This window comes from Spirosoma sp. SC4-14 (assembly GCF_037201965.1).
Lineage (GTDB): Bacteria > Bacteroidota > Bacteroidia > Cytophagales > Spirosomataceae > Spirosoma.
Genome location: NZ_CP147518.1, coordinates 1,946,559 through 1,970,320, shown reverse-complemented (window position 1 = coordinate 1,970,320; position 23,762 = coordinate 1,946,559). Strand labels below are relative to the sequence as shown.

Sequence of the window (23,762 nt, the reverse complement as noted above, 5' to 3'; positions counted from 1 at the left end):
CTGGATCGTTAATCGTAGATCATACTTTGTAAATTTGGTCCTATGGTGCGCACGCTACATATCTGCTGCTTGCTTTTTCTGGGAATAGCGGTGCTTCCACTACGGGCCCAGCTAACCAATTCCCTACGCATTGAAATTCCATCAAACCCTAACGAATCGGAAACCTTCGACGTTACGCCACTGGCCGAACGCGGAGTACTAATGACTATTGGTTCGGGCGGTTATTATAGCAACTCGCCCAACCATTTTAGTTTTCAACGGTATAATACCGATCTGAAGCAGATCTGGAAACGGGAATTTTCGCAGGATATAAAGTACCGGCCGCTGCAAACCTACAACAATGAGCACTTTGTGTATTACCTCTTCCAGGAATACGACACCGACCAGTTTCAGTTTCTGCGTCTTCACCTCGACGATGGTGTTATTGAAACCTTTGAGGGTACATTACTCGACCAGTTCGATATACAGCATTTTAAGGTAATGGGCAGCCAGGCCTATGTTGGAGGTTATCATCATAGTCGGCCGGTGGTGATGTCGTTTTCATTTTTCGATCAATCGACCAAAGTGCTGCCCGGCATGTATGTCAATCATATGGAGTTGAGTAGCCTCGAAATTGACGAAGGGCGTCAGGAAGTGAACGTGCTCGTTCACTCTACCAAACGAAATTGCCGGTTTTCGATCAGGACCTATTCATACGACAGCAAACTCCTGCGAACTGTCGATTTCGACAAAGCCAAATACACACTAATTACAGGAAAACTATTACCCGTCAGCCAGACAGAGTCGTTGCTGGTCGGCAATTACTCGACCGATTGCACACCTTATTCGCAGGGCATTTACATAACCCGCATTCATCATAGCGATCAGATCGATGCGTCGGACGATGCCGTCAAAAACCTTCAGTACATCGAGTTTTCGCAACTAAAAAACTTTTTTAATTTTCTAAAGCCTCACCGGCAACAGAAACTGCTGGCTCGGGCCCTGAAAAAAAAGGAAGAAGGTAAGGATTTTAAGTTCCACTATCGGCTACTGGTCCACGACCTTCAGCCTACCCCCGATGGACTGACGCTGATTGCCGAAGTTTATTATCCGCAATATCGGGGCAACACGCTGGCCTATGGTGGCTATTTGCGGGGTAGCAACCGCTACGATGGTTATCGGTATACTCACGCGTTCGTTTGCGGTTTCGATTTGCAGGGCAAACTTCTGTGGGATAATTGCTTCCCGATTAAAGAGCTCCTCAGCCCCGAACTTACCGAAATGGTTCAGGTTTCGTTTCAGGACGACCGCATGGTGCTGGCCTATCCTAATGACGGCGAAATCAACACCGAAGTAATTCAGGGGAGTAAAGTGCTGAAAGAAACCGAAAAATTTAAGCTACAGACCAATGTTGAAGACGAAAAAATAACGTTTTCGTCGCAGGAGAACCTGATGGCCTGGTACGGCCGCCATTTCATTGCCTATGGTTTTCAGAAAATTGCTCCGACCAGAAATTACGCCAGCCAGCGGGACGTTTTCTATCTGAACAAACTAACCTATACACCCGAGAATGCGTCGGGAAAACCAGCCGAGGTGACTACCCGAAAAAACGACGGATCAGAACGATAATCAGATTCAGCACAATGCTGACCACAATGCAGGTTACGACAGGAAAGTAAAATCCACTGCCATTTTTGCCTTCTATCCGAATATCGCCGGGTAAACGCCCTAGCCAATTGAGTTTTTCGCCAAAAAAATAAACAACGGCTCCAATCAGCACCAATGCCAGCCCGATCAGAATAATGTATTTACCCAAAGTCGAATTCATAGAAACCGAATTAGCGTAGAAGAAACTATAGCTCATACAAAGGTACTCAGATCGCGAGGCTTTTTTTCGTCATTGATCATCAATCAGGCGGGCCACAAGAGCAGTTTGGCCGTTAACAGTTCATACAAAAATAAGCCCGGCTGGCCTGAGCTTACCGAAGCAAATAACCTAACCAGACCCTTTAGGCGTATATTTATCGGGCAGCCCTAAAGAAGATTCTCACAGCAGAAATCGACGATGACCAACGTGCTTTTAGCTTATTTACTAGCCTCTATCTCCTTAACACTTTTCGCTCAGAAACCCGTGCCGGTTAAACCCCGCATCCTGATCAGCACCGACATCGGTGGCACCGATCCGGACGACAATCAGTCGATGACCCATTTCCTGATGTATAGCAACCTGTTCGATACCGAGGGGCTGGTTTCTTCACCATCTTATGGCAATGGCACAAAGCAGAACATACGGGATATGATCGATCTGTATGCTAAAGACCTGCCCAAATTGAGTCGACACAGAACGGATTATCCGGCTCCAGATGCATTGCGGGCGGTCTGCAAACAAGGACGGCATGGTGCGGCTCCGTATAAAGGCTATACTACCGCCACCGAAGGATCGGACTGGATAATCAGATGCGCTAACAAACAAAGCACACAGCCACTTTGGGTGCTGGTCTGGGGTGGTCTGGACGATCTGGCTCAGGCCCTGCACGATGCTCCTACGATCCAAAGCAAGATTAAGGTATACTGGATCGGCGGCCCCAATAAAAAGTGGAGCGCCAATAGCTACGCTTACATTGCCAAAAACTTTCCGAACCTGTGGTTTATCGAAGCGAACGGCTCGTACAACGGGTTCTTTTCGAACAATGGTTCACCCGATAGTCTGAATACGCGTAACTATTACGACCGTTATATCTGCGAAGCCGGTAATCTGGGCAAGGATTTCAAAAGTTATTACAAGGGCAACCCCAAAATGGGCGACACCCCTTCTCTGCTTTACGTAATGGATGGTGATCCGAACGATCCGGTTAAAGAAAGCTGGGGTGGCCGTTTTGAAAAATTCAAGCATAGTCCACGAAGTATTTTCAACCGCAATACCACTCTTGCCGATACGGTAGGTGTTTATTCGGTCATGGAATTTCACTTCAACGGGCCGAAGGTCAATATCCCGGCAGATTCGGTCTGTTTTACCATGACTGTTCAGGCGCAAATTGGCGAGCAGAAATGGCCGGGTTATTACCTGGGCACTGGCAACTACGCGATTCTATATGTTCCGAAACAGGCCGAAACATTGACCTATACGATTAGTTCCACTATTCCTGGCTTTACACCACAGACCGGAAAATTTGTTGTCAACAATAGCTGGCCGGGCCAACCGGATGCGGATGATTTTCGTCTGGGCCCTAACTGGTACACCGATCGCTCCGACCCTTCGCTTTTTGACGGCCGACAGCAGGGTGCCAAAACCGTGTTAAAATGGCGCAGTGCCGTACTACTGGATTGGGCCAGGCGGTGGGCATGGTTGAAATAAGGCTATTTGATTGGTGGCGGTCTGTTCAGTTGGCACATAGTATGGCATTCGCGGTTTCTTTGTTCATCGGAAGTAAATTTCATTCGAGCCAACGAGTCCGATTAAACTATAGGCAAACAAAAACCACCCGGCGAATTTTGCGTATTGCCTTAGCGCCCTAGGCGATCATCAACCCTGGCTCCAGGCTGCCTCTATAACGCTGATAACCGACCCTTTGCATGACACAACCCTTCAGATACCGCGTGCTACACATCATAGGAGCTATGTGGCTAATAACAACCGCAGCCTGGGCGCAGTTGGGACCGACAGGAGGCCGGGACACGTCATTCACAGTACGAAAATCCTATCAGCAGGAAAAGAAATTTCATCCTGAACTAACACTGGCCGATTCAACCATACCCGCTGGTGTGCACGTAGTTAGAAATATTCCGTATAGCACTCCGGTTGCCAGTCGAAAATTAGTGCTGGATGTTTATGCACCAGCGGCAAATACGGAAAAACAGTTGCCAGCAATTCTGATGGTTCATGGTGGGGGCTGGCGTTCCGGCGACCGTTCGCATAATAATCCATTGGCCAGACAACTGGCGGCTAAAGGGTTTGTTGCCATTCCGGTTGAGTACCGCCTGTCAACGGAAGCGTTGTACCCGGCTGCCGTTCACGACGTGAAAGCAGCCATCCGCTGGATGCGGGCCAATGCCAGTACGTATGGTATTGACCCGAAACGAATTGCGATTCTTGGATTTTCGGCCGGAGGACAATTAGCCGCACTGGTTGGAAGCACGAACAGGAATCCAGCCTTTGAAGGATCGGGTGGAAATGCAACGTATTCGAGTGAAGTACAGGCTATTGTGGATATTGACGGCGTCCTGGCGTTTATTCATCCCGAATCGGCTGAAGGAAATGATTCAACATCAATCTCTGCCGGAACGCACTGGTTTGGCTATTCAAAAGCGGAAAAACCGGAGCTATGGCAGGAGGCTTCGGCACTGAATCATATCGATAAGCTGACCCCTCCCATTCTGTTCATTAACAGTTCCGTAGATCGGATGCACGCTGGGCGCGACGATCTGATTGCCAAACTCAAGCCGTTCGGCACGTACTCGGAAGTACATACGTTCGCCAATGCACCCCATACATTTATGTTCTTCAATCCCTGGTTCACGCCCACGCTGACGTACATAACCGATTTTCTGCATAAGGTGTGGATGTTTTAAGATTGAGTTTTTCTTCCCAAAACGTTCCGAAAGCTTAGAGCATTCTGGAATTTAGTTAATCTGATCGCTTTTAATTCGAAAATCTTTCAAACGTATAAGTCATGCCCTGAAATGTATAAGCCGACCGCTGTTTTTCGCGAGACCTTTGCCATGAAATAATCAGTGGATAAAACGATGGCAAAAACAGTTTTTATTACCGGAGCGTCCTCAGGATTTGGCAAACAAACCGCTCTTCTTTTTCAGAAAAACGGCTGGAACGTAATCGCGACCATGCGTTCGCCCGAAAAAGAAACGCAGCTCACTCAATTAGAAAACGTACTGATCGAACGGCTGGATGTTCAGGATACCGAATCCATCCAACAGGTGATTAAAGCGGGGATCGATACGTTCGGCCCGATCGACGTACTGATCAACAACGCGGGCTACGGTGTAATGGGCGTTTTTGAGTCGGCAACGCAGGAACAAATTCAGCAGCAATACGCGGTGAATGTATTCGGAATGATGCATGTTACGCAGGCTGTTTTGCCATATATGCGAGCTCAGAGCAGTGGTGTCATTATCAATATTTCTTCGTTTGGGGGTGTTGTTGCTTTACCATTCGGGAGTTTGTATAACAGCTCAAAATTTGCCATGGAAGGCTTTTCCGAAGCTTTATCGCACGAGGTTTTCCCTTTTGGTATCAGCGTCAAAATCGTTGAACCGGGCGGTGTAGACACTAATTTCCGGAATGGACTGGATATGATTAAAAACGACATTCCGGCCTACAACCCGCTGCTGGCTTCGTTCTTCGGGCGATATGCCCAAACAACCGGACATCTTCCTAAAGCGAGCCCCAAACAGGTTGCAGCAATCATCTACGAAGCGGCTACCGATGGCAAACAACAACTACGCTACGTAGTAGGTCAGGACGCCCAGTTCTACATCGATACCAAAACCAGGAACAGCGATGCAGCCTATATGCAGTTGATGCGTAATTACTTTATCAATTAGCTATTGAAGGCCTAAACCGTAAAGTATACATAATTGCTACGTACAGGTCCCGGAAGTCATACGTTGCGATCTTTGCGGTGTAAGCTTCATAACAACTTTGACCGTGATGAGTCAGTATGTCGATATTAAATCCATTAGCGCGTTGCACCATTTATATGGCATTGCCAGACCTGCTCACCCGCTGATTACACGGATTGATTTACAGCAGGTCCATCGACACAAGCTGGAGCCAGATACGTTGTACCGGCTCGGGTTTTATACCATCTTTTACAAGCACCTAAAAGGTACGTTGCCCTACGGAAAATCCCGTTACGATTTTGAAGAAGGCACTCTGATGTTTACAGCACCGAATCAGGTAGTTGCTCCCACGCTGGATAGCCCGGCCGTGGAAGGCTGGGGGCTTTGTTTTCATCCGGATCTGTTGAATCGAACTCATCTTGGACGTACCATCAACAGCTATTCGTTTTTCCAGTACGAATCGAACGAAGGACTACATCTTTCTGATGAGGAAAAAATGATTCTAACCGATTGCATAAACACTATTCATCGCGAATATTCCCGGCCTGTCGACAAGCACACTGAACCGCTCATTATCAATCAACTTGACTCATTATTAACCTATTGCGACCGATTTTACGACCGGCAGTTTATCACGCGTGCGAAGGTGAATAAGGACATCGTACAGCGTTTTGAAGCCTTGTTGACCAATTATTTCTCTCAGGACCTGACCGAAGCAGGCTTACCCGATGTGAAGTACTTTGCCTCGCGGGTCAACCTATCGCCCAATTACCTGTCGGACGTACTGCACAGATACACAGGCAAAACCACCCAGGAACATATTCACCTTAAGCTGATCGAAACGGCGAAATCACTCTTGTGGAGCACCGAGAAACCCATCAGCGAAATCGCTTATGAACTAGGCTTTGCGCATCCGTCGCATTTCACCAAGCTATTCAAAATCAAAACCGGCCAGACTCCGCTTGCTTACCGGCAGGCCAGTTAAAGCTCGTCAGTTTGGCACCAGCCGTCCCTTGGCATCCTCTACGTGCGGGCGGTTCAGGTCCAGTCCATCTAAGACCAACACGCCCTGAATGGACGATTGTTGCTTCGGGTCCTGTTTCCACGACCAAACCAGCTTGCCCGCAGGTGTATACTCCAGTATCTGTGTACCGCTCGCTCCATGATCAGCACCGTGCCCCTGCCAGTTCGCAACGACCCAGTTGCCATTTTTCAGAATCTGAAAACCGGCGAAAAAATGCGGATTGACAACTGGCGGCCCACTGACACTATCGGCAAAAGCCCCTTTCCGGTCGAATCGCTGAAAATTGGCCGAATAGCCCCCACTCACCAGTGTTTGCCCATTCCCCAGCCGTTGCGCCTGCCAGGCATGTTGTGCTTTATCCTGTTTCGTAAGCTGAGCCTGCCAAACGATAGAGCCATCCGACTTTCCTTCGAAAACCCGATCGTTGGACGTAAGCAGGAAGTTACCGTCTACTGTTTCCCGAATCAGCCGGACATACGTGAAGTCGGGATAATTAATGGTTCGCTGCACCGCCTGATGCTGATCTAGTTCCACCAGAACAATACCTTTTTTGTTCTGCCAGTTTAGGCCCACGAGCATAACATGTCCATTACGTAAGCGTCGGGCGGCAATGGTTCCGTCGTATGTAGTTAATTCAGCGACCTTATTTCCGGTTTTAATGTCCCGCTCTTCGTAGCCTTTTCCTGTACCGAGCATCACCCGGCCCTGCCCAATCAGTTGCAGATCCCGACCAGCCGGAACTGATACGTAGTAGTTTCGTTCGGGATGGGCGAGATCTACATAATTCAATTTGGAAAGCCCTTCATCCCGTAACAACATCTGCCTGGCCGGGTAAGTACCTGTAGAAGGCTGGGCACTGCTGTTCTGCCAGAACAGCAACCATGAGACAACGAGCAAATGAATAACACGGGAAGTTCTCATACAGTGAAAGCGTCGTTTAATGGGTTAAAGCCAAAGCAGAGCGTGAAAGTATTATAGACTCAACCAGCAAAGGTAGTCGAACTCGTTTTCTGTGCTCATCTCCCCCCTGTCGTTTCAAGCTATTTTTAGGTTTATACGCTTATTCAGGCTTGGTATTTGGCATCCATACCGACTGTGCTGAGAAGATATTGGCTAGTGTATACGGTTTGGCCTCTTTGTCTGAAAGCTGCTTTGCCCATCCAACTCGCTTCGAGGGGTTCCCACCGGGCCCTGTGCTCTTGTATTCGGCGTAAAGGACCGTCTTCTCATTGTCAGCATTGTCCCAGTTGTCCCAACCTAGAGGCAGAATATGTTCGCCCATTGTGGTCCGAATAAAAATCGTTTTGGCATATGGCCGCCAGGGGCGACCCAGATACACTTTTTTGGCCGCAGCATCGGCAATCAGTTTGCAGTCGAAGAAAACAAAACCATACTTCTGATAAGACGGGGTAGCGGCAGCGGTAATGAACGAATCAGAAAGGCTTTTGATAGTACATGACTGAAACACCGAAATCGATTTGCCAAAGATAAAATCGGTCGTGCCTTCGATATAACAATTTTCATAATATTGCCGACTCCCCTCAGCGGCAGCATAAAGAGTATCCTGATTGCCAAGCAGATTGCAGTTTTTGCAAACAAACCGATCGCCATCGACATGCAGCGCTACTGCCTGCCCTACTCGCCCGGCGGTGTTCCGTATGGTCAGATTTTCCAGAATAATATCGGGCGCATCGACGAAAACAGAATAGGAGGTATACGTACTGTATTTGCGGTTGCCTATCCAGTCTTTACCGCCTGGATACGCTTTCCCCGAATAGTCATCGCCCGTGATAATGACTCCTTCCTTGCTCTCGCCAAGAACATGAATATTGGGTTTCCAGGATGGGATAACGAGTTTTTCGGCATAAATGCCATTTTTCACGAACAACGTCACACGCACCTGCATATGATCGCGAAAACTGTTGACAGCCTCCTGAATGGTCTTGTAGTTGCCGCTTCCATCGTGAGCAACGGTAAAGGTTATAGAAGTTGTGGGCGATAGCGTTGCCTGGCTCCAGGCGGCATGCGCACCGGCTACGAAGCAAAAGAACAAAAGCAGTTGTTTCATTTGACAGGAAATAGAATGTTCGGCGGGCTCAATGCTCTTCGAAGGAACATCGAAACGGTTGTTACAACCATATTATGCCTTCGGCATTGATAAACTTTTGACCGCTGCCCGTACGGATAGCGGTCAAAAGTGCTATTTGGCCGTTTCTGGCGTTACAATGCGGTCGGCCAGATCAAGCTTTAACGACTTTATATTCGCCAGCACAATTTCGGCCATTCGACGGGCACCCAATTCGCTGAAATGCGTATTATCTTCTTTTCCTGCTGGATAATTAGGGTGTTCGCCCGGTGCGAGTTGCAGGAATAAAAGTTTCGAATTTTCTACGCCAAACTGCTGTAAAAGCTGCTGGCTTTGGGTGTCTAAATCAATCAAGAGTGTATTCTGATTAGCAGCTACGTTACGTACCAATTCGGAATAGACCGGATGGGTACCTTCAATTTTTCCGGCATCGTCGAATTTCCGACGGGCAACGGGTGTAATGAGTACGGGCGTGGCTTTCTTCGCCCGCGTTTCAGTAATGAATCGAATCAGATTGGCCTGAAAATCAGCTTCCGTCGTGTAGCTTTTCTTGGTCGGGACTTCATCGTTATGCCCAAACTGAATGAACACATAGTCGCCTTCTTTCAAATTATCCACAACGGACTGCCAGCGATTTTCTTCGATGAATGTTCGGGTGCTACGTCCGTTCTGTGCCCGGTTATCGACCGTGACGGTTTCATCGAATAGACCGTAATCTTACCGGGTGGTGAGACAAAAGCGAAAAGCGCCAGCAGGCTACATAAAGCCCAAAATCGGATCAGGGTTTTCATAGCCTTTCCTCACTTCGACGTCAGGTTCTTTTCCAGAGCACCTTTGGCAAATTCAGCTTGTGTCTGGGCTTTTGTCAAATCGGTGTTTTTTACCTCAATGGCCTGACTCCGTTCACCGTTTATGGAAAACAACAGGCTGGCCTTCGGGTCGTACTGGATGGCGTCGAAGGTTAGATTGTTGCTGTTGTCGACCAGAATAACGGGCTTGGTGTCTTTGGTGATTAGCCGAACATCCTTGAGTTGTATCCTGCTGGCATCGATCAGTTCCACCCCTTTATCGGCCTGCAACACGAGCTTTTCCATGGTAATATTCTTGATCGGCATTTCGGGTAATCCACGGATGAATACGCCCTTGGCAGCGCCATTGCAAACGATATTCTCAAACTTCATATCCCGGAATATGGGCGTGCCTTCATTGACAACCGGGCGCATATCCCGCTCCCCATCCGTTGCGAACTTCACGAAATAATACATATCGAAGAAGATGGCTTCTCCGGCAATGTCTTTCATGTAAATGTCTTTCGCGTAGATGTGCTCGACTACCCCACCCCGACCCCGTACTGACTTAAACCGCAAACCTTTATCGGTGCCCATGAACGTACAATTATACACGAAAATATTCCGCGCTCCTCCGCTCATTTCGCTGCCGACCACAAAACCACCATGACCGTTATAGACGTTGTTGTTTCGGATAATGCCGTTTTCCGTTGGCATCCCCCGTTTACGTCCTTCTTCGTCTTTGCCCGATTTGATACAAATCGCATCGTCGCCAACATCGAGCGTACACCCTTCGATCAGGAAGTTTTTGCAGGATTCAATATCCATGCCGTCACCGTTGTGCGCATATTCAGGATTCTTCGTCGTTACGTTGCGAATTGTCAAATCCTGGCACATGAGCGGATGCAGGCACCAGGCCGGTGAATTCTGGAAGGTAACGCCATCTAGCAAAACCTTTTTGCAACTCGTCAGCACTACCAGGTTCGGCCGCAGAAAATCTTTCATATCGGCAAAATCCTGTGGCGTTTTGCCAGCCGTCAACAACATGCTTTTGTTTTCGGTACTGGCCCGCTTGAACTGCTCACTCGGATACCAGGTTTTGCCATCCTCTTTCAAAACCCCACCCGATTCCACTTTCTCTTTCCACTGCGGTTCGGTCAACTGGTTTTTATTGACCGCCCGCCAGACATCACCATTACCATCCACAATGCCCTGCCCCGTTATCGCTACGTTCTCCAGACTGATACCCGATATCGGCGACTGATTGCGAGCTGCTTTTTTACCCTCATACGTTCCCTCAACCAGCGCATACTGGCTTTTGTCGGTCGTAAACAGCAACGTAGCGGCCTTTTTCAGGTGCAGATTGACGTTGCTTTTCAACTCAATTGGCCCGGTTATCCATAGTCCGGCAGGCACCAGCACAACTCCGCCCCCTTTTTGGCTACACACCAGGATAGCCGTGTTGATTGCTTTTGTGTTCAATGTAACACCGTCGGGTTTGGCGCCGTGGGTCAGAATCGATACGGTATCTTTCCGAAAAGTCGGCTGGGCTATTTTCGGCAGGTTTGTCCAGCTATACACAGGCGCAGTTTGAGCTTGTGTAGCCAACGAAGTTAGCGTAGTGCCGATCAGGCTCAGGAATCGATATTTCTTCAGCATAGTTTTTTGTACCAGACGCATCCGGTGGCAGGTAATTTGATGGTTTCGGTACCGATTTGCGTTTTTAAATTTTTCTTAGAAAAAGCGTTTTTACCCCTATTTTCGGCAGTGCATAAGATTTCATTAACTTCCATAGTTTCCGTAACGATACCAAGCAAAAGTTTACTTTTTTCTATGAAATCGTTGCCGGGAACGTTGCCAAATTCTAAAAAAAAGAATTATCGACTCTATTATTGGCTGCACCTGCACGAATAGAGGTTTTTTCACCTACTGAGCCATCTACCTTAAAATTATATTTATTCAAGAAACCACCTGATCGTACTATTGATATACGGGCCTTCGATCGCAATTGAATTATATCGGTACAGTCCAACAGTTCTACTGATTTCATTACCAATCCAGTGGTAGTTACCAAGGGCCCTCTGATGCAGTGCCTAAGCCATTATTGGCCAGGCTAATTTTAGAAGTACCCTCAATTCGAACGTAATGGCCAGGCATCGGGGGCTCAGTTTCTAGAATAAGTACAATTAATAGTATCTTAATTTGTTATTGATAAAATGTTCCCTTATTTTTGCACTAAATTTCACAAGCGACATCCGTCGTATCTCTGTTTCTCTCCTTTTAATACGCTGAGTTAGGTCTGACAGAGCCGGGTACGGATGTACAGGATGGGTTTTCTGTGTGGACGCTCCCCGAGTGGGGCACTTGCGCGTGGGCTAATCGTAAAATCGATTTTATTGTCTTCCCCTTTGTTGAGGTTAGGGGAATTTGGTCCTTGTTGGGTCGTTTGGGCAATTCTCGCATTATCGCGCCGTTCACCGGCACACACTCGTCTTCGCTTGGAGTCTATATACTATTTTTCCAAGTTAATGAAAACGAAAAACAACAACACAGATATCCAGGACGACGTACTGGATCAAATGCCAGTAGAAGCGGTGCAAACCGACGAGAACGATATGGAAGCTCCCGTTGCTTCTGCTGATGTTGAGCAGGCCGTCGATCAAGTAATTTCTGTGCAGGAGCCAACAGAAACGGCCCCAAAAAACGATCCTAACCAACTTCTTTTTTCGAGCCTGAATATTTCCGACGACTTGCTGAAGGCCGTAACGGATATGGGATTTGTTAGCCCATCGCCCATTCAGGCCGAAGCTATTCCTCCCATCCTGGATGGCCGCGATGTGATTGGCCAGGCTCAAACCGGCACGGGTAAGACCGCGGCCTTTGGTATTCCAGCCCTCGAATTAATTGATGTACAGGATCGTTCCGTACAAACATTGATTCTGTGCCCAACGCGCGAACTGGCCCTGCAGGTAGCCGACGAAATCCGTAAACTAGCCAAATACAAGCGTGGCGTTCGCATTGAAGCCATCTATGGTGGCGACTCTATCGATCGTCAGATTCGTTCGCTTCGCAATGGCGTTCATATCGTTATCGGTACGCCTGGTCGGGTTATGGACCATATGGAGCGCAATACGCTCAAGCTCGACAATGTCAAGATGATGATCCTTGACGAAGCCGATGAAATGCTCGACATGGGCTTCCGCGAAGATATTGAAAGCATTCTGGACGATATGCCCCAAGAACGGCAGACGATTCTGTTCTCGGCTACGATGTCGAAGCCGATCATGCAGATCACGCAGAAGTTCCAGAAAAATCCGGTACTGGTGAAAGTGGTTAAGAAAGAATTGACCAACACCAACATCGAACAAGTCTATTTTGAAGTAAAACCCAAAGCAAAAGTTGAGGTTATGTGTCGTTTGATCGATATGTATGACCTCAAGCTGCTTCTGGTGTTCTGTAATACCAAACGTAAGGTCGATGAGATTGTCGAAGACCTGCAAATTCGGGGTTATCAGGCCGAAGGGTTGCATGGCGATCTGCGTCAGGCACAGCGTAACAACGTTATGAGTAAGTTCCGCGCCGGTACAACCAGCATTCTGGTAGCAACGGACGTAGCCGCCCGCGGTATCGATGTCGATGATGTTGATGCAGTTATCAACTTCGACATTCCGCTCGATGAAGAATATTATGTTCACCGTATTGGCCGGACAGGGCGGGCGGGCAAATCGGGCCGGGCGTTCTCTATGGTTGGCCGCGATGAAAAATACCGGTTCCGCGAAATTCAGTCTTATACTAAAGTTCGCGTTGAAAAAGGTGTAATTCCATCCTTCGAAGACATTGTTGGCGTTCGGAAAGCACGCTTTATCGAACAAATTCGACACACGATTCAGGAAGGTCAGGATCTCGACCTATATGCTGATATGCTGACTCAGCTACACCATGCCGGTTTCTCTACCGAACAGATTGTAGCCGCTCTGGTAAAACGGAGCATGGGTCTGGAGAAAAACGAATTTGCCGATCAGAACCTGGGTCTGGAAGACGACCGCCGTCGGGAGCGCGATGATCGCCGGGATCGCTATGGCGATCGTAATGACCGCCGGAGCGAAGGCCGCTTTGATGACCGTCGCGGTCGGGGTGACAACCGCTTTGGCGATCGGGATCGTAACGACCGCGGAAGCGCACGATTCGATCGTAATGATGACCGCCGGGGCCGTTTTGGCGATCGGGATCGCAACGACCGGAGTTTTGGTCCACGTGAGGGAGGTCGTGGCGAAGGAGCCGGCCGTAATGGCTATTTCGATCGCGACGATAAACGAACTCCCCGCGAGCGCGATGCGAACATGACTCGCCTGATGGTGACGATTGGCCGTAAAGATTACGTTCGTCCGGGCGACATTGTTGGTGCCATTGCTGGCGAGGCCAACATTCCGGGCAACAGCATCGGTAGCATCGATATTTTCGATAAGTTCACCTACGTAGATGTACCGAAAGATGTGGCCAACCGCGTTCTGGACGCTATGGAAGGCAATACAATCAAAGGACGCCGGATCAATATTGAAGTAGCCCGGTAGTCTGTTCTGATCCTGTTTAGTATGAAAAAAGGCCGCTCAATGCGGCCTTTTTTCGTTCATTGAGAAAACGTCTCTTTACCCTATTTTTCGTAATAGTACCCAAAAATGATGCCCATCTCATCGTCGCTGGTTAGCCCAAATCGAACCGTCTTGCTGGTCGTATTGTTGTAGGTTATTTCTGACGTCAGTCCCTCCCCTTTCTGTAAACTGATTGGTATTTTATAAGTAATGATATCGGGATGCTCCCAATCGGTTGAGGTATAGATTACTTCGCCATCCCGGCTCCCCCCTTTAAGTTTAATCACAAATTTTTCGCCCAGCTTATGCATGTGCGATGTTAGGGTCAGAATTTCGCGCGGCTTATCGAAGATAAATGATTTGGTGAGTGTAACCCGGCTATTGGCAGCAATGGTAAGGTTCGTATTCCCGAGATCCAAAGTCTGCACAACCTGCTTTACTTTCAATTTGTCAATTATATAAAGGTTAATCTGCGCTTCACCCTGCATAACTGCCGTTGTTTTATTGACGAAATGTGAATTCAAATCGAGTGATGTGCCTGCCGGTATCAATAGAGCAACGCCTTCGGGAAATGTATAATCCTGATACTGAGCTTGCGAACCCGCCAGATAAACATGGTTCGCCATCGAAAGCATTGTGGTCAGGTTGAGCGAATTGTCTGGATTCCGCAAATCCCGAATATCGTTCATAGGCGGTAATAAGCTCTGATCCCGAAAACTATAGGCCACAAAATGATGGCTTCCGCTCCTCATTTTCGTTTCGTAACGATTTACGTAAATATCCTGCGTGTTGCCTACCTGCCGACGCAAAAAAACCTCCCGTTCAAAAGTAGGCTGGACATCAAATGCCGGAACAGCCATCTGAAAACCTGTTCCGGCTACTGGCACCGCCAAAGGCTCATAGACAGGCGTCGAAATGGTTTTGTCGAGTAGTACCGTCGTGTCGACAACACTACTGCTTTTGGAAGCTCCAGCCTCAATCCATCGACGGATAAACTCAATTTGCCCATTGGTCAAAGGTTGCCCGCCTAAAGGCATTGGATTACCATATTGCTGCCCCGTGTGGTGTATGGCCGAACTGTTCAGTTTGTAATACAACAGACTTTCCAGCGCCGAATAAGCCTTTACCCGTTTGAGTCCGTCGGCTTTTGCGGCACTGTTTTTCGGGTCGATACCAACCAGGTAGTAATAAGCAAACCCATCGGCCAGCACCAGACCATGCTGCGAAAAAGTGGCATCTTTTTCAGACGCATGACAACCCGATAGGGCACAGGACGGTGTCAGAATTTTTTTCTGGATTAACTCGAACGACGATAGCGAAGCCGGGTTGGAACCCCCACCATCGTTCTGATGGCATGACACCAGCAGAAGCGATAGCCCAAATAACCCCAGATTAACGCGGATAGACATGGGGAAGCTCATGGTTATTATACCAGAAAATCAGGCAGAAAGATAACAAATTTCTATCTGTATCCGCATAGAAATCAGCATGATTGGTTCTGCGAAAAAGAGTCGCCAACCAGCCCTAAAACTGAAGTATAAAATCCTGCCGGGGCTGCTCTTTCCGAAAGAAAACCAAGCCTACCCAAAATAAATCGACGGTTACCGTAACGGCGGGATGCGCTTTTATGTAAGCCCAGGCCTGTTCCATCTCGTCTGACCAGTGTATATCGTCGAAAACGAATACGGTATCGTTATGAATAGTTGTCAGGCAGATCTCGAAATAGCGCACAGTAGGTTCATACCGATGGTTGGCATCAAAAAAAACCAGATCGAGCGGCTTCTCCAATTGAGATACCTGAGCCGGTAACGTATCATCAATATTCCCAACCACTACATCGACGTTTTGCAACCGCAACTCATCAAAGTTTTGTCGGGCAATGGTGGCCGTTTGCGGGCATCCTTCAAAGGTTAGTACCCGACCGTTGTTCAGTCGGGCCGCTTCGGCCATATAAGCGGTTGTGATTCCGAGCGAGGTTCCTAAATCCAGGCTATTTTTCGCATCAAATCGGCGAATCAGACGAAACAACAATCGGCCAAAACGAGCTGGTTTCTGCGAGTGCCGGGCAATATCGCCAATAGATCGCTGCCGTGACGAATTAACTTTTGAGCCTGCGCCAAAATCAGTAATATCGATTAATTGCCGATTCTGACGAAGCTTTTTTTGCAGGCTTCGAATAGTCGAAAATACCGTTTCTGAACGATTGTCAACCCGGATAAACTGGGTGTAAAGCGCAAATAAAAAGGGAGAATGAAGCGAATGTTCGTCGCGGGCGCGAGCGAGATAACGTAAGTAAGCTAACCACATAAGGAATGGATAATGCAAAAATGAATAGCGCTGCCCTAACGAGGCCTATTACTCATTATCCATTAGTCATTAATTCAATTTATAAGGAACAATCATTGTGAATTCAGGAATCGCCACCCGAACCTGTTTTCCATCGATGATGCGCTCAACGAGATAGGTACCCGACATTTTACCCATGCTGGAGCGCAGATTACAACCCGAAACATACTGGTGCACTTCGCCCGGTTCCAGCACAGGTTGCAGCCCAACTACACCTTCACCCTCCACTTCGCGAACGGTTCCATTGGAGTCGAATATTGTCCAATGACGACGAAGCAGTTGAATGGTGTATTCACTGGCATTCTCAATCGTGATCCGATATGTGAAGACATAGTGCGCTTGCAAAGGGCTGGAGTAATCGGCCTGGTACTCTGTCTTTACGCTCACTTTTACGCCTTCTGTGACTGACGATACCATAAATTAAGTGTCGTTTGCAACCTTAGAACGAAAATTAAGTTGATTAGTTTTGTTACGCAAGAAGCAGTATCAAAAAATTTTCGATAAATGGTTTCTTCCGTTTTTAGGCCTATAATGCCGAATCACCCTTATCAGTTCCCTACATGAACGTAACTATTGCAGAATCGTGGAAAACACAGTTGCAGCCCGAATTCGATAAACCTTATTTTGGCCAACTAGCGGAGTTTCTCCGCCACGAGTATAGTACTCAGCGTGTGTATCCGCCCGGCCGTCTGATTTTCAATGCGTTTAACTCTTGTAGCTTCGACGACACACGCGTTGTCATTCTCGGCCAGGACCCCTATCATGGCGAAGGCCAGGCCAATGGACTTGCCTTTTCGGTAGCCGATGGTATTCCCAAGCCCCCGTCGCTGATCAATATTTTCAAGGAAATTCAGGATGATCTTGGAAAACCCATTCCCAAGTCGGGTAATCTTGAACGCTGGGCCCATCAGGGAGTTATGCTACTCAATGCAACGCTGACCGTTCGGGCCGGACAGGCAGGTTCGCATCAGGGGAAAGGGTGGGAAACGTTTACGGATGCGGTTGTTAACTTAATTTCTGCCCAAAAAGACCATGTTGTGTTTATGCTTTGGGGGGCATATGCGCAAAAAAAAGGGGCCGTAATCGACCAAACAAAGCACCTGATTCTGAAAGCCAGGCACCCTTCGCCTATGGCGGCTAACTACGGCGGCTGGTTTGGCAATAAGCATTTTAGCCAGGCCAATGCTTATCTGGAAAGCAAGGGACTGGCTCCGATAGAGTGGTAGTCAGGTTTATGGTTTATGGTTGCTCCGCCTGTTAGCTTGCCTTTATGCGAAGCAACCATAAACCATAAACTCATTTCCCCCTATAGTCTGCCCGGATACCGTCGCAGATCCAGTTGGCCAGAGCCTGTCGGTTATCGGCCAACAGAAAACGACGTTGGTCTTTCTCATTACGGATATTCCCTAACTCAATAAAAACGGTTGGTGGAAGGCAATTTCGAACAACAAACAAACTGCTTCGGTCCGATACGGTACCCAGATAATTGCGGTTCGGCTGACTACGTTTGTAACGACTGTCGAAGCTCCGGTGAATGTGTTTTGCCAATTTTTTGCCAGGAGCGCTTTTGTCGTGATGATAAAAAAATACGTCGATCATTTCGCCAACGCTACGACTATCGACATGAATCGTAATCAGGCGCTGGTAAGCTCCTTTATGTTTTCGGTATAAGCGATTTACTGCATCCGTACATTGCCGTAAACGCGCTGTCTGATTCAATGGAATCGTCTGGTTGGGATACGTGACTTCATCGTGATCCAGCCGAAGAATTTTTTCATCCCGAATGCCATCGTTCGGGTCCCGAATAATCATGTAGACCGTGGCGTCATGTTCAAGTAAGGCCCTGGCCAGCCGCAGTGTTACATCATAGGCATATTCGTCTTCGGCAAGTGCTGCTTTTCCGTAATGCCCTATTGCACCCGGATCAGGGCCACCATGGCCAGAAGCCAGATAATACACCGCTCCGCTCAATCGATGGTCTTTAATGGCAACCCGTGCGTGTTTCGGGCCCAGCAACGATAGCGTTGTAGCGGTTGCCTTCTGCCCAGCGGTTTTTGTTGGCTTACTTACCCGATGCGTTGGTTTACGGGTTTTGGCAGAAGGCCGCTTTTTTACAGCTGTAACCGTATGCTTTTTGCCCGAATTTGCCCCACCGACTCGCGTATGAATTTGCCTCGCCTGAGCTTGCCGATACAGTCCCTGACTAACGATAAATGGCAAAAGAAGAAAAAAAATAAAATAGCGAATTGGGTAGGTGTTTCGTTTCTGCAATGCTTTCAGGCTGTTATTCATAGGCAAAACAACGTTTTTTTTCAATGCAGTGACTTATAATCAGCGTTTTGTTAGCGAATAGACCAACGAAAAACCCCAATCTTTCATACAGTTGCCTGCACGGGATTGGGGTTTATTAGGCGGCTGGTTCCCGCAAAAATATGAACCTGTGTTCTCTTTAGAACTGGTTACAGACTGTCTGCTTGTTAGTCAATTGTTCTGAACACACGGTTCCAGCGGATTTTATTCCAGATATTGACCGGATTGGGATCGAGTGACATCCAGACAAATACGGCCTTACCAACAATGTGATCTTCGGGCACAAAGCCCCAGAAACGCGAGTCAAGAGAATTGTCGCGGTTATCGCCCATCATAAAATAATAATTCTGTTTGAAGGTATAGGATTTTATGGGTTGCCCGCCAATTTTGATGCTATTGGGGTCTACTTCAACCTTGTCATTTCCTTCATATAGCTCAATAACAGGCCCATAGAGTGCTATTGTTTGCGGATTAATCTGAATAGTTGCTCCCTTCTTAGGAATGGTGAGGGGTCCAAAATTATCGTGATTCCAGTTGAACGTTGGCGTACCATAAATACCCGGCGTCATGTCTCCGGGTTTATCAGCCATTGGTTCAATGCCTTTAACCCAATCGAATCCTTTAAATTTTGCGATTACATCCTCCGTTGTGTTAACCATATACCCAACCATCGACGAAGTTTTGGTTGAGTCGTTATATTGCTCCAGTGGTTTCCAGTTTTCGGTTGGCTGGTTCGGGTCGCGGTAATCGTTAACGATTTCGTATTTCCGAAAAAATGTCGCATCGAGCACTTCGGTTGTTTTTACGAAATATTTCTGCTCCGACCGGGGCGGTTTAGGAAAGGGTTTTCCATTAACAAATACTTCACGCTGGCGTATTTCGAGCACATCGCCCGGAATACCGACGCAACGTTTTATGTAGTTGGTTTTCAGATCGACCGGATAGTCGATATTATCGTTCAGGTATTTTGGCGGAACGTTAAAGACAACGACATCACCGTTTTTGACGTGTGTAAAACCGGGCAATCGATACGATGGAAGCTGAATAAGCGTACTGTAGGATGGGATGTTGGTACCCCAGATTTTCTGGTGTGTGAGGGGCACTTGCAGCGGTGTTCGTGGCGTTCGGGTTCCGTAGTGCAGTTTGCTCACAAACAGGAAATCGCCTACCATCAGGCTGTTTTCCATGGAAGGCGTTGGGATAGTAAACGCTTCCATAAACAGCCATCGTATGAGCGTTGCGGCCACAACGGCGAACAAAACAGAATCGAGCCACTCACGAATGGCGGATTTTTTTGGTTTAGCCGGTGGAGTTTCGGCCTTCGTTTTGGTTACTGACACGTTCAATAATAATGAGTTATGACTAATTAACTATGTAGGTTGAGCCAATAGGGACCCCGGTAAACTTATAACGAAATTACGAAGATGTTAGGTTTTATTGACCGTTTTATCATTCATAATGTATCATTTATCCGTGCCCAGCAGGTCATCCATACCAAAAATACCCTCGCGCCCGATAAGCCATTCAGCAGCAACTACTGCCCCAAGCGCAAACCCCTGTCGGTTATGCGCAATATGTTTGATCTCAATTCGATCTACATCCGACTCATACCGGATAATATGTGTTCCAGGAACGGTTCCTTCGCGCAGCGACTCAATCTCAATGGCATCTGCCGACTCAATCGATACGTCTTTGGTTCCCTGGTCTTTATCTATCCAACGGTGTTTATTGGGTAAGTGTTCCATAATTCCTTCCGCCAGTGTGATTGCCGTACCGCTGGGAGCATCTTTCTTTTCGGTATGATGAATTTCGGTCATCGAAACGCCATACGATGGATAGTTGCGCATGAATTTTGCCAGCGTTTTGTTTAACCGAAAAAACAGATTAACGCCAATGCTGTAATTCGACGCATAGAAAAAAGCCCCTTTTGTTTCGCGACAAAGCTGCTCAATTTCAGCCCGGTGGCCCAACCAGCCGGTTGTACCACAAACAACCGGCCAACCACGCCCGAGCGAACTTTTGATATTCTCGACGGCCGATTCGGGCGAGCTAAATTCAATAACTACATCAACCGATTCGGCAGGAATTGTTTCCAGATCTGCCCGATTATTGGCATCGATGCGAGCCGCGATCTGATGGCCACGATCGAGCGCGATCTGCTCAATGGTTTTACCCATTTTCCCGTAGCCAAGTAGAAGGATATTCATAGACAAATACAATAGAGGAGAGAAAGGGGAACAAGCGTGTTTCTTGTCCCCCTTTCTCCTTTGCAATTAATTTATTTAAATGTAAACGCAACCCGGACTCCCGGAACAAATCCAGTACCTGGCACGGGCATGGCTCTTGGTTCAACCCGCATCGATATGTCGTCTGAAAGGTCAAATGTTTTCAGGTGAGCCGCCACATTGGCTTCAACAATGTTAATTGCCCACAACCCAACCGATAACAGGATATTCAGATCCCGATACCGGCGATATAGATCATAGCCTGCCTTAGCACCCGTTGTTGTATGAATGATTTGATTTCCAATTACAACCTGGTCTACAGTTACATGAACCGAAGCCGTTTTTTCAATTAAATTGGGAACAGTGTTTACCGGCAATGAGACATCTAAATTATAGCCATACAACAACAATCGGTATCCATTTTCGGCTTGTTTGGCTAAATCACGGTATTTAACGAACAGATAGCCCATTACACCAAAGCCAGCGTAAATAAACGGGATTTTATAATACTGGCGGTTGTAGGCCTGTCCCAAACCCGGCAAAATAAGCGAACGGATTGTTGCTTTCTTAGGCACGATTTTCCGAATAGCTGCTTCCTGCTTAGGCGTTACTTCTGTTGTATCGGTAGCTATAGCTGCCGAATCGCCCTCTGGTACTAATACAGAACTACCAACCTGTATGGGTTTCCCCAAACGATCGGTCTTCGGCCCTAAAGGAGGAATGGTATCGTATGCCGAACGTATTTGCCGGGTAGAATCAACAGCCGGTGGCGTTGGTGCTGGTGTAATTGCGGGATTTTGTGCAAACAATGAACCAGCCGACAAGGTGAACAACAGAATAACCAGGGATAAAGGTGGCAATTGTTTCATAACTACAAAACGCCCGGAACCCACCCATGCCAGCCGCATGTCTACCTTTTTAAGGTAATTTAACAAGGCTAGGTCTGTGAATTAAGAACTTCCAGAATCTTAGCTAGTTCTTCCTGGGAGCTGAATGGAATTTTAATTTCACCCTTATGTTTTTCGTCAGCCTTAATGGAAACTTTTGTACCAAACATAGACGACAACTTAAACTGAAGGCTGCGCATTTCCTGCTTAGGCAGCGTTACCCGCCGAACGGCAACCGGCTCTTCGGTTTCGTCGGAGAGGTTCCGAACGGCTTCTTCGACTTTTCGAACCGACCATTCTTCATCAACAGCGCGATTAAACAGGCGAATTTGGGCATCGGGGTTTTCGATATTAATAATAGCCCGGGCGTGGCCCATCGAAATTTTGTTGTCGCGCAGGGCAGCCTGAATAACGGGCGGCAGTTTCAACAACCGAATGTAGTTATTGACTGTTGTCCGGTTTTTACCGACACGTTCACCCAACTCTTCCTGCTTCAGACTGCACTCGGTTATCAGCCGCTGATAACTCAGCGCAATTTCTATGGAATTAAGGTTTTCACGCTGAATGTTCTCAATCAGTGCCATTTCCAGCATTTGCTGGTCGTTGGCTGTCCGGACATAAGCCGGAATATGAGTCATCCCAATCAGTTTGGATGCCTGAAGGCGTCGCTCACCCGAAATCAGTTGATAGCGTTCTTTGCCAAGCTGCCGAACCGTAATTGGCTGAATTATTCCCTGAACCCGGATCGACTCGGCCAGTTCATGCAAGGCTTCTTCGTCAAAACGGCTACGCGGTTGAAACGGGTTCGTTTCAATCATCGACAGGCCAATTTCGGTCATCGTACTGATGGACTCAAACGGCGATGTTTTCGTTTGCCGATTGACCGCGTCGCTGTCGTGCAGCAAGGCACCTAAGCCACGGCCCAATCCTATCATCTTCTTATTCGGTGCTTTGGTGTTCGCGTTGTCCATGATAAAAACGTATGATATAGGATGTATGATGAAGGATATTGAGCTACCCGCAGGCAATCATAATCCTGTATCATACATATTTTACACTTCATGCGGCATCATGCCGTTTTTAGCCAAAATTTCACGGGCCAGATTCAAATAGCTAACCGCACCTTTACTGTCGGCATCCTGCGCCAACGCTGGCACACCAAAACTTGGCGATTCGCTCAGGCGAATATTACGCGGGATGATGGTATTAAACACCATTTGCTGGAAATGGGTAGTTACCTCGCCCACTACCTGATTCGACAGTCGAACACGCAGGTCGTACATGGTTAGCAATATGCCTTCGATGGACAAATGCGTATTTAATCGCGATTGAATGATTTTGATCGTGTTGAGAAGCTTACCCAACCCTTCGAGCGCAAAATATTCGCACTGAACCGGAATAATCACCGAATCGGCGGCTGTCAGGCTGTTAATGGTGATCAACCCCAGCGACGGCGAACAGTCGATAATAATGAAATCGTACTCGTCGCGAATGCTATCGAGTGCATTTTTCATTTTATCCTCCCGATTCTGAAGGTTTATCATCTCGATTTCGGCACCTACAAGGTCAATGTGCGAAGGCAACAAATTCAGGTTCGGAAAATCCGTCTGAATAATTGCATCCTGTGGACGAACTCCTTCGACCATGCACTCGTAAATGCTGTTCTCGATTTCTTTGGGATTGTATCCTAGTCCAGAGGTGGAATTCGCCTGCGGATCTGCGTCTACAATAAGCGTCTGAAATTCGAGGGCGGCCAAGCTGGCGGCCAAATTGATTGTTGTCGTAGTTTTACCGACGCCCCCCTTTTGGTTGGCGATAGCAATGACTTTACCCATGGGTCTGTACGTTGCAGTCCCAAATATGCCAGATAGTTTTCACGAATCCAAAAATGTTCCACGGAATGTTTCACAAAACGAAGGAGCGGGTAAGCGAAAAAGGGAAAAGAGCGAAT

21 protein-coding genes are annotated in these 23,762 nt (G+C 47.7%); 7 read left to right on the top strand and 14 right to left on the bottom strand.

From position 1 onward, the window contains the following. Nucleotides 1–42: 42 nt before the first annotated feature. Nucleotides 43–1,608 (top strand): hypothetical protein, encoded by a 1,566-nt coding sequence (locus WBJ53_RS07970; RefSeq protein WP_338875540.1) that lies wholly within the window; start codon nt 43–45, stop codon nt 1,606–1,608. On the opposite strand, the gene WBJ53_RS07965 is transcribed toward WBJ53_RS07970, so the two are convergent. Then, nucleotides 1,577–1,807 carry a DUF2905 domain-containing protein gene (locus WBJ53_RS07965; protein ID WP_338875539.1) on the bottom strand — a complete coding sequence of 77 codons (231 nt, stop codon included), beginning with the start codon at nt 1,805–1,807 and terminating at the stop codon, nt 1,577–1,579. The genes WBJ53_RS07970 and WBJ53_RS07965 overlap by 32 nt on opposite strands. A 237-nt stretch (nt 1,808–2,044) precedes the next feature. On the opposite strand from WBJ53_RS07965, the gene WBJ53_RS07960 reads away from it, so the two are divergent. The 4 genes from WBJ53_RS07960 to WBJ53_RS07945 all read left to right on the top strand — a co-directional run bounded on the left by WBJ53_RS07960 (nt 2,045) and on the right by WBJ53_RS07945 (nt 6,541). Further along, the gene (locus WBJ53_RS07960) at nt 2,045–3,334 is read left to right on the top strand and encodes a nucleoside hydrolase-like domain-containing protein (RefSeq protein ID WP_338875538.1); all 1,290 of its coding nucleotides are present in this window, start codon (nt 2,045–2,047) and stop codon (nt 3,332–3,334) included. 218 nt (nt 3,335–3,552) lie between these two features. Further along, the gene (locus WBJ53_RS07955; protein WP_338875537.1) at nt 3,553–4,548 is read left to right on the top strand and encodes an alpha/beta hydrolase; all 996 of its coding nucleotides are present in this window, start codon (nt 3,553–3,555) and stop codon (nt 4,546–4,548) included. Nucleotides 4,549–4,722: 174 nt separating this feature from the next. Continuing rightward, entirely contained in the window at nt 4,723–5,538 is an 816-nt protein-coding gene (locus WBJ53_RS07950) for an SDR family oxidoreductase (RefSeq protein ID WP_338875536.1), read from the top strand. A gap of 106 nt (nt 5,539–5,644) precedes the next feature. After that, nucleotides 5,645–6,541 (top strand): helix-turn-helix domain-containing protein, encoded by an 897-nt coding sequence (locus WBJ53_RS07945; protein WP_338877172.1) that lies wholly within the window; start codon nt 5,645–5,647, stop codon nt 6,539–6,541. A 6-nt stretch (nt 6,542–6,547) separates the two neighbouring features. On the opposite strand, the gene WBJ53_RS07940 is transcribed toward WBJ53_RS07945, so the two are convergent. The 4 genes from WBJ53_RS07940 to WBJ53_RS07925 form a co-directional block, all read right to left on the bottom strand. Next, on the bottom strand, nt 6,548–7,501 hold the full coding sequence (locus WBJ53_RS07940; protein WP_338875535.1) for a hypothetical protein: 954 nt from the start codon (nt 7,499–7,501) through the stop codon (nt 6,548–6,550). A 139-nt stretch (nt 7,502–7,640) separates the two neighbouring features. After that, the gene (locus WBJ53_RS07935; protein ID WP_338875534.1) at nt 7,641–8,648 is read right to left on the bottom strand and encodes a pectinesterase family protein; all 1,008 of its coding nucleotides are present in this window, start codon (nt 8,646–8,648) and stop codon (nt 7,641–7,643) included. Between the two features lie 132 nt (nt 8,649–8,780). Beyond that, on the bottom strand, nt 8,781–9,311 hold the full coding sequence (locus WBJ53_RS07930) for a GDSL-type esterase/lipase family protein (protein ID WP_338877171.1): 531 nt from the start codon (nt 9,309–9,311) through the stop codon (nt 8,781–8,783). 155 nt (nt 9,312–9,466) lie between these two features. Then, a complete protein-coding gene (locus WBJ53_RS07925) occupies nt 9,467–11,113 on the bottom strand; it encodes a glycoside hydrolase family 28 protein (protein ID WP_338875533.1) in 1,647 nt (548 codons plus the stop codon). A gap of 869 nt (nt 11,114–11,982) precedes the next feature. Here WBJ53_RS07925 and WBJ53_RS07920 point away from each other — a divergent pair. After that, nucleotides 11,983–14,025 carry a DEAD/DEAH box helicase gene (locus tag WBJ53_RS07920; RefSeq protein WP_338875532.1) on the top strand — a complete coding sequence of 681 codons (2,043 nt, stop codon included), beginning with the start codon at nt 11,983–11,985 and terminating at the stop codon, nt 14,023–14,025. An 80-nt stretch (nt 14,026–14,105) separates the two neighbouring features. On the opposite strand, the gene WBJ53_RS07915 is transcribed toward WBJ53_RS07920, so the two are convergent. The 3 genes from WBJ53_RS07915 to apaG all read right to left on the bottom strand — a co-directional run bounded on the left by WBJ53_RS07915 (nt 14,106) and on the right by apaG (nt 16,806). Further along, a complete protein-coding gene (locus tag WBJ53_RS07915; RefSeq protein WP_338875531.1) occupies nt 14,106–15,452 on the bottom strand; it encodes a hypothetical protein in 1,347 nt (448 codons plus the stop codon). 115 nt (nt 15,453–15,567) lie between these two features. After that, nucleotides 15,568–16,350, bottom strand: coding sequence for a class I SAM-dependent methyltransferase (locus WBJ53_RS07910; RefSeq protein ID WP_338875530.1), 783 nt, complete (start codon nt 16,348–16,350; stop codon nt 15,568–15,570). Between the two features lie 69 nt (nt 16,351–16,419). Next, the gene (apaG, locus tag WBJ53_RS07905) at nt 16,420–16,806 is read right to left on the bottom strand and encodes a Co2+/Mg2+ efflux protein ApaG (protein WP_338875529.1); all 387 of its coding nucleotides are present in this window, start codon (nt 16,804–16,806) and stop codon (nt 16,420–16,422) included. Nucleotides 16,807–16,949: 143 nt separating this feature from the next. On the opposite strand from apaG, the gene ung reads away from it, so the two are divergent. Next, nucleotides 16,950–17,615, top strand: a complete 666-nt coding sequence (ung, locus tag WBJ53_RS07900; RefSeq protein WP_338875528.1) for a uracil-DNA glycosylase — start codon at nt 16,950–16,952, stop codon at nt 17,613–17,615. 70 nt (nt 17,616–17,685) lie between these two features. On the opposite strand, the gene WBJ53_RS07895 is transcribed toward ung, so the two are convergent. The 6 genes from WBJ53_RS07895 to WBJ53_RS07870 form a co-directional block, all read right to left on the bottom strand. Further along, complete coding sequence (locus WBJ53_RS07895; RefSeq protein WP_338875527.1) at nt 17,686–18,681, bottom strand: N-acetylmuramoyl-L-alanine amidase; 996 nt, start codon at nt 18,679–18,681, stop codon at nt 17,686–17,688. A 185-nt stretch (nt 18,682–18,866) separates the two neighbouring features. Then, a complete protein-coding gene (gene lepB, locus WBJ53_RS07890) occupies nt 18,867–20,039 on the bottom strand; it encodes a signal peptidase I (protein ID WP_338875525.1) in 1,173 nt (390 codons plus the stop codon). A 123-nt stretch (nt 20,040–20,162) separates the two neighbouring features. Further along, a complete protein-coding gene (dapB, locus tag WBJ53_RS07885) occupies nt 20,163–20,906 on the bottom strand; it encodes a 4-hydroxy-tetrahydrodipicolinate reductase (protein ID WP_338875524.1) in 744 nt (247 codons plus the stop codon). A 71-nt stretch (nt 20,907–20,977) separates the two neighbouring features. After that, on the bottom strand, nt 20,978–21,793 hold the full coding sequence (locus tag WBJ53_RS07880) for a DUF5683 domain-containing protein (protein ID WP_338875523.1): 816 nt from the start codon (nt 21,791–21,793) through the stop codon (nt 20,978–20,980). Nucleotides 21,794–21,861: 68 nt separating this feature from the next. After that, entirely contained in the window at nt 21,862–22,782 is a 921-nt protein-coding gene (locus tag WBJ53_RS07875; protein WP_338875522.1) for a ParB/RepB/Spo0J family partition protein, read from the bottom strand. 81 nt (nt 22,783–22,863) lie between these two features. After that, the gene (locus tag WBJ53_RS07870; RefSeq protein ID WP_338875521.1) at nt 22,864–23,646 is read right to left on the bottom strand and encodes an AAA family ATPase; all 783 of its coding nucleotides are present in this window, start codon (nt 23,644–23,646) and stop codon (nt 22,864–22,866) included. Nucleotides 23,647–23,762: the final 116 nt, after the last annotated feature.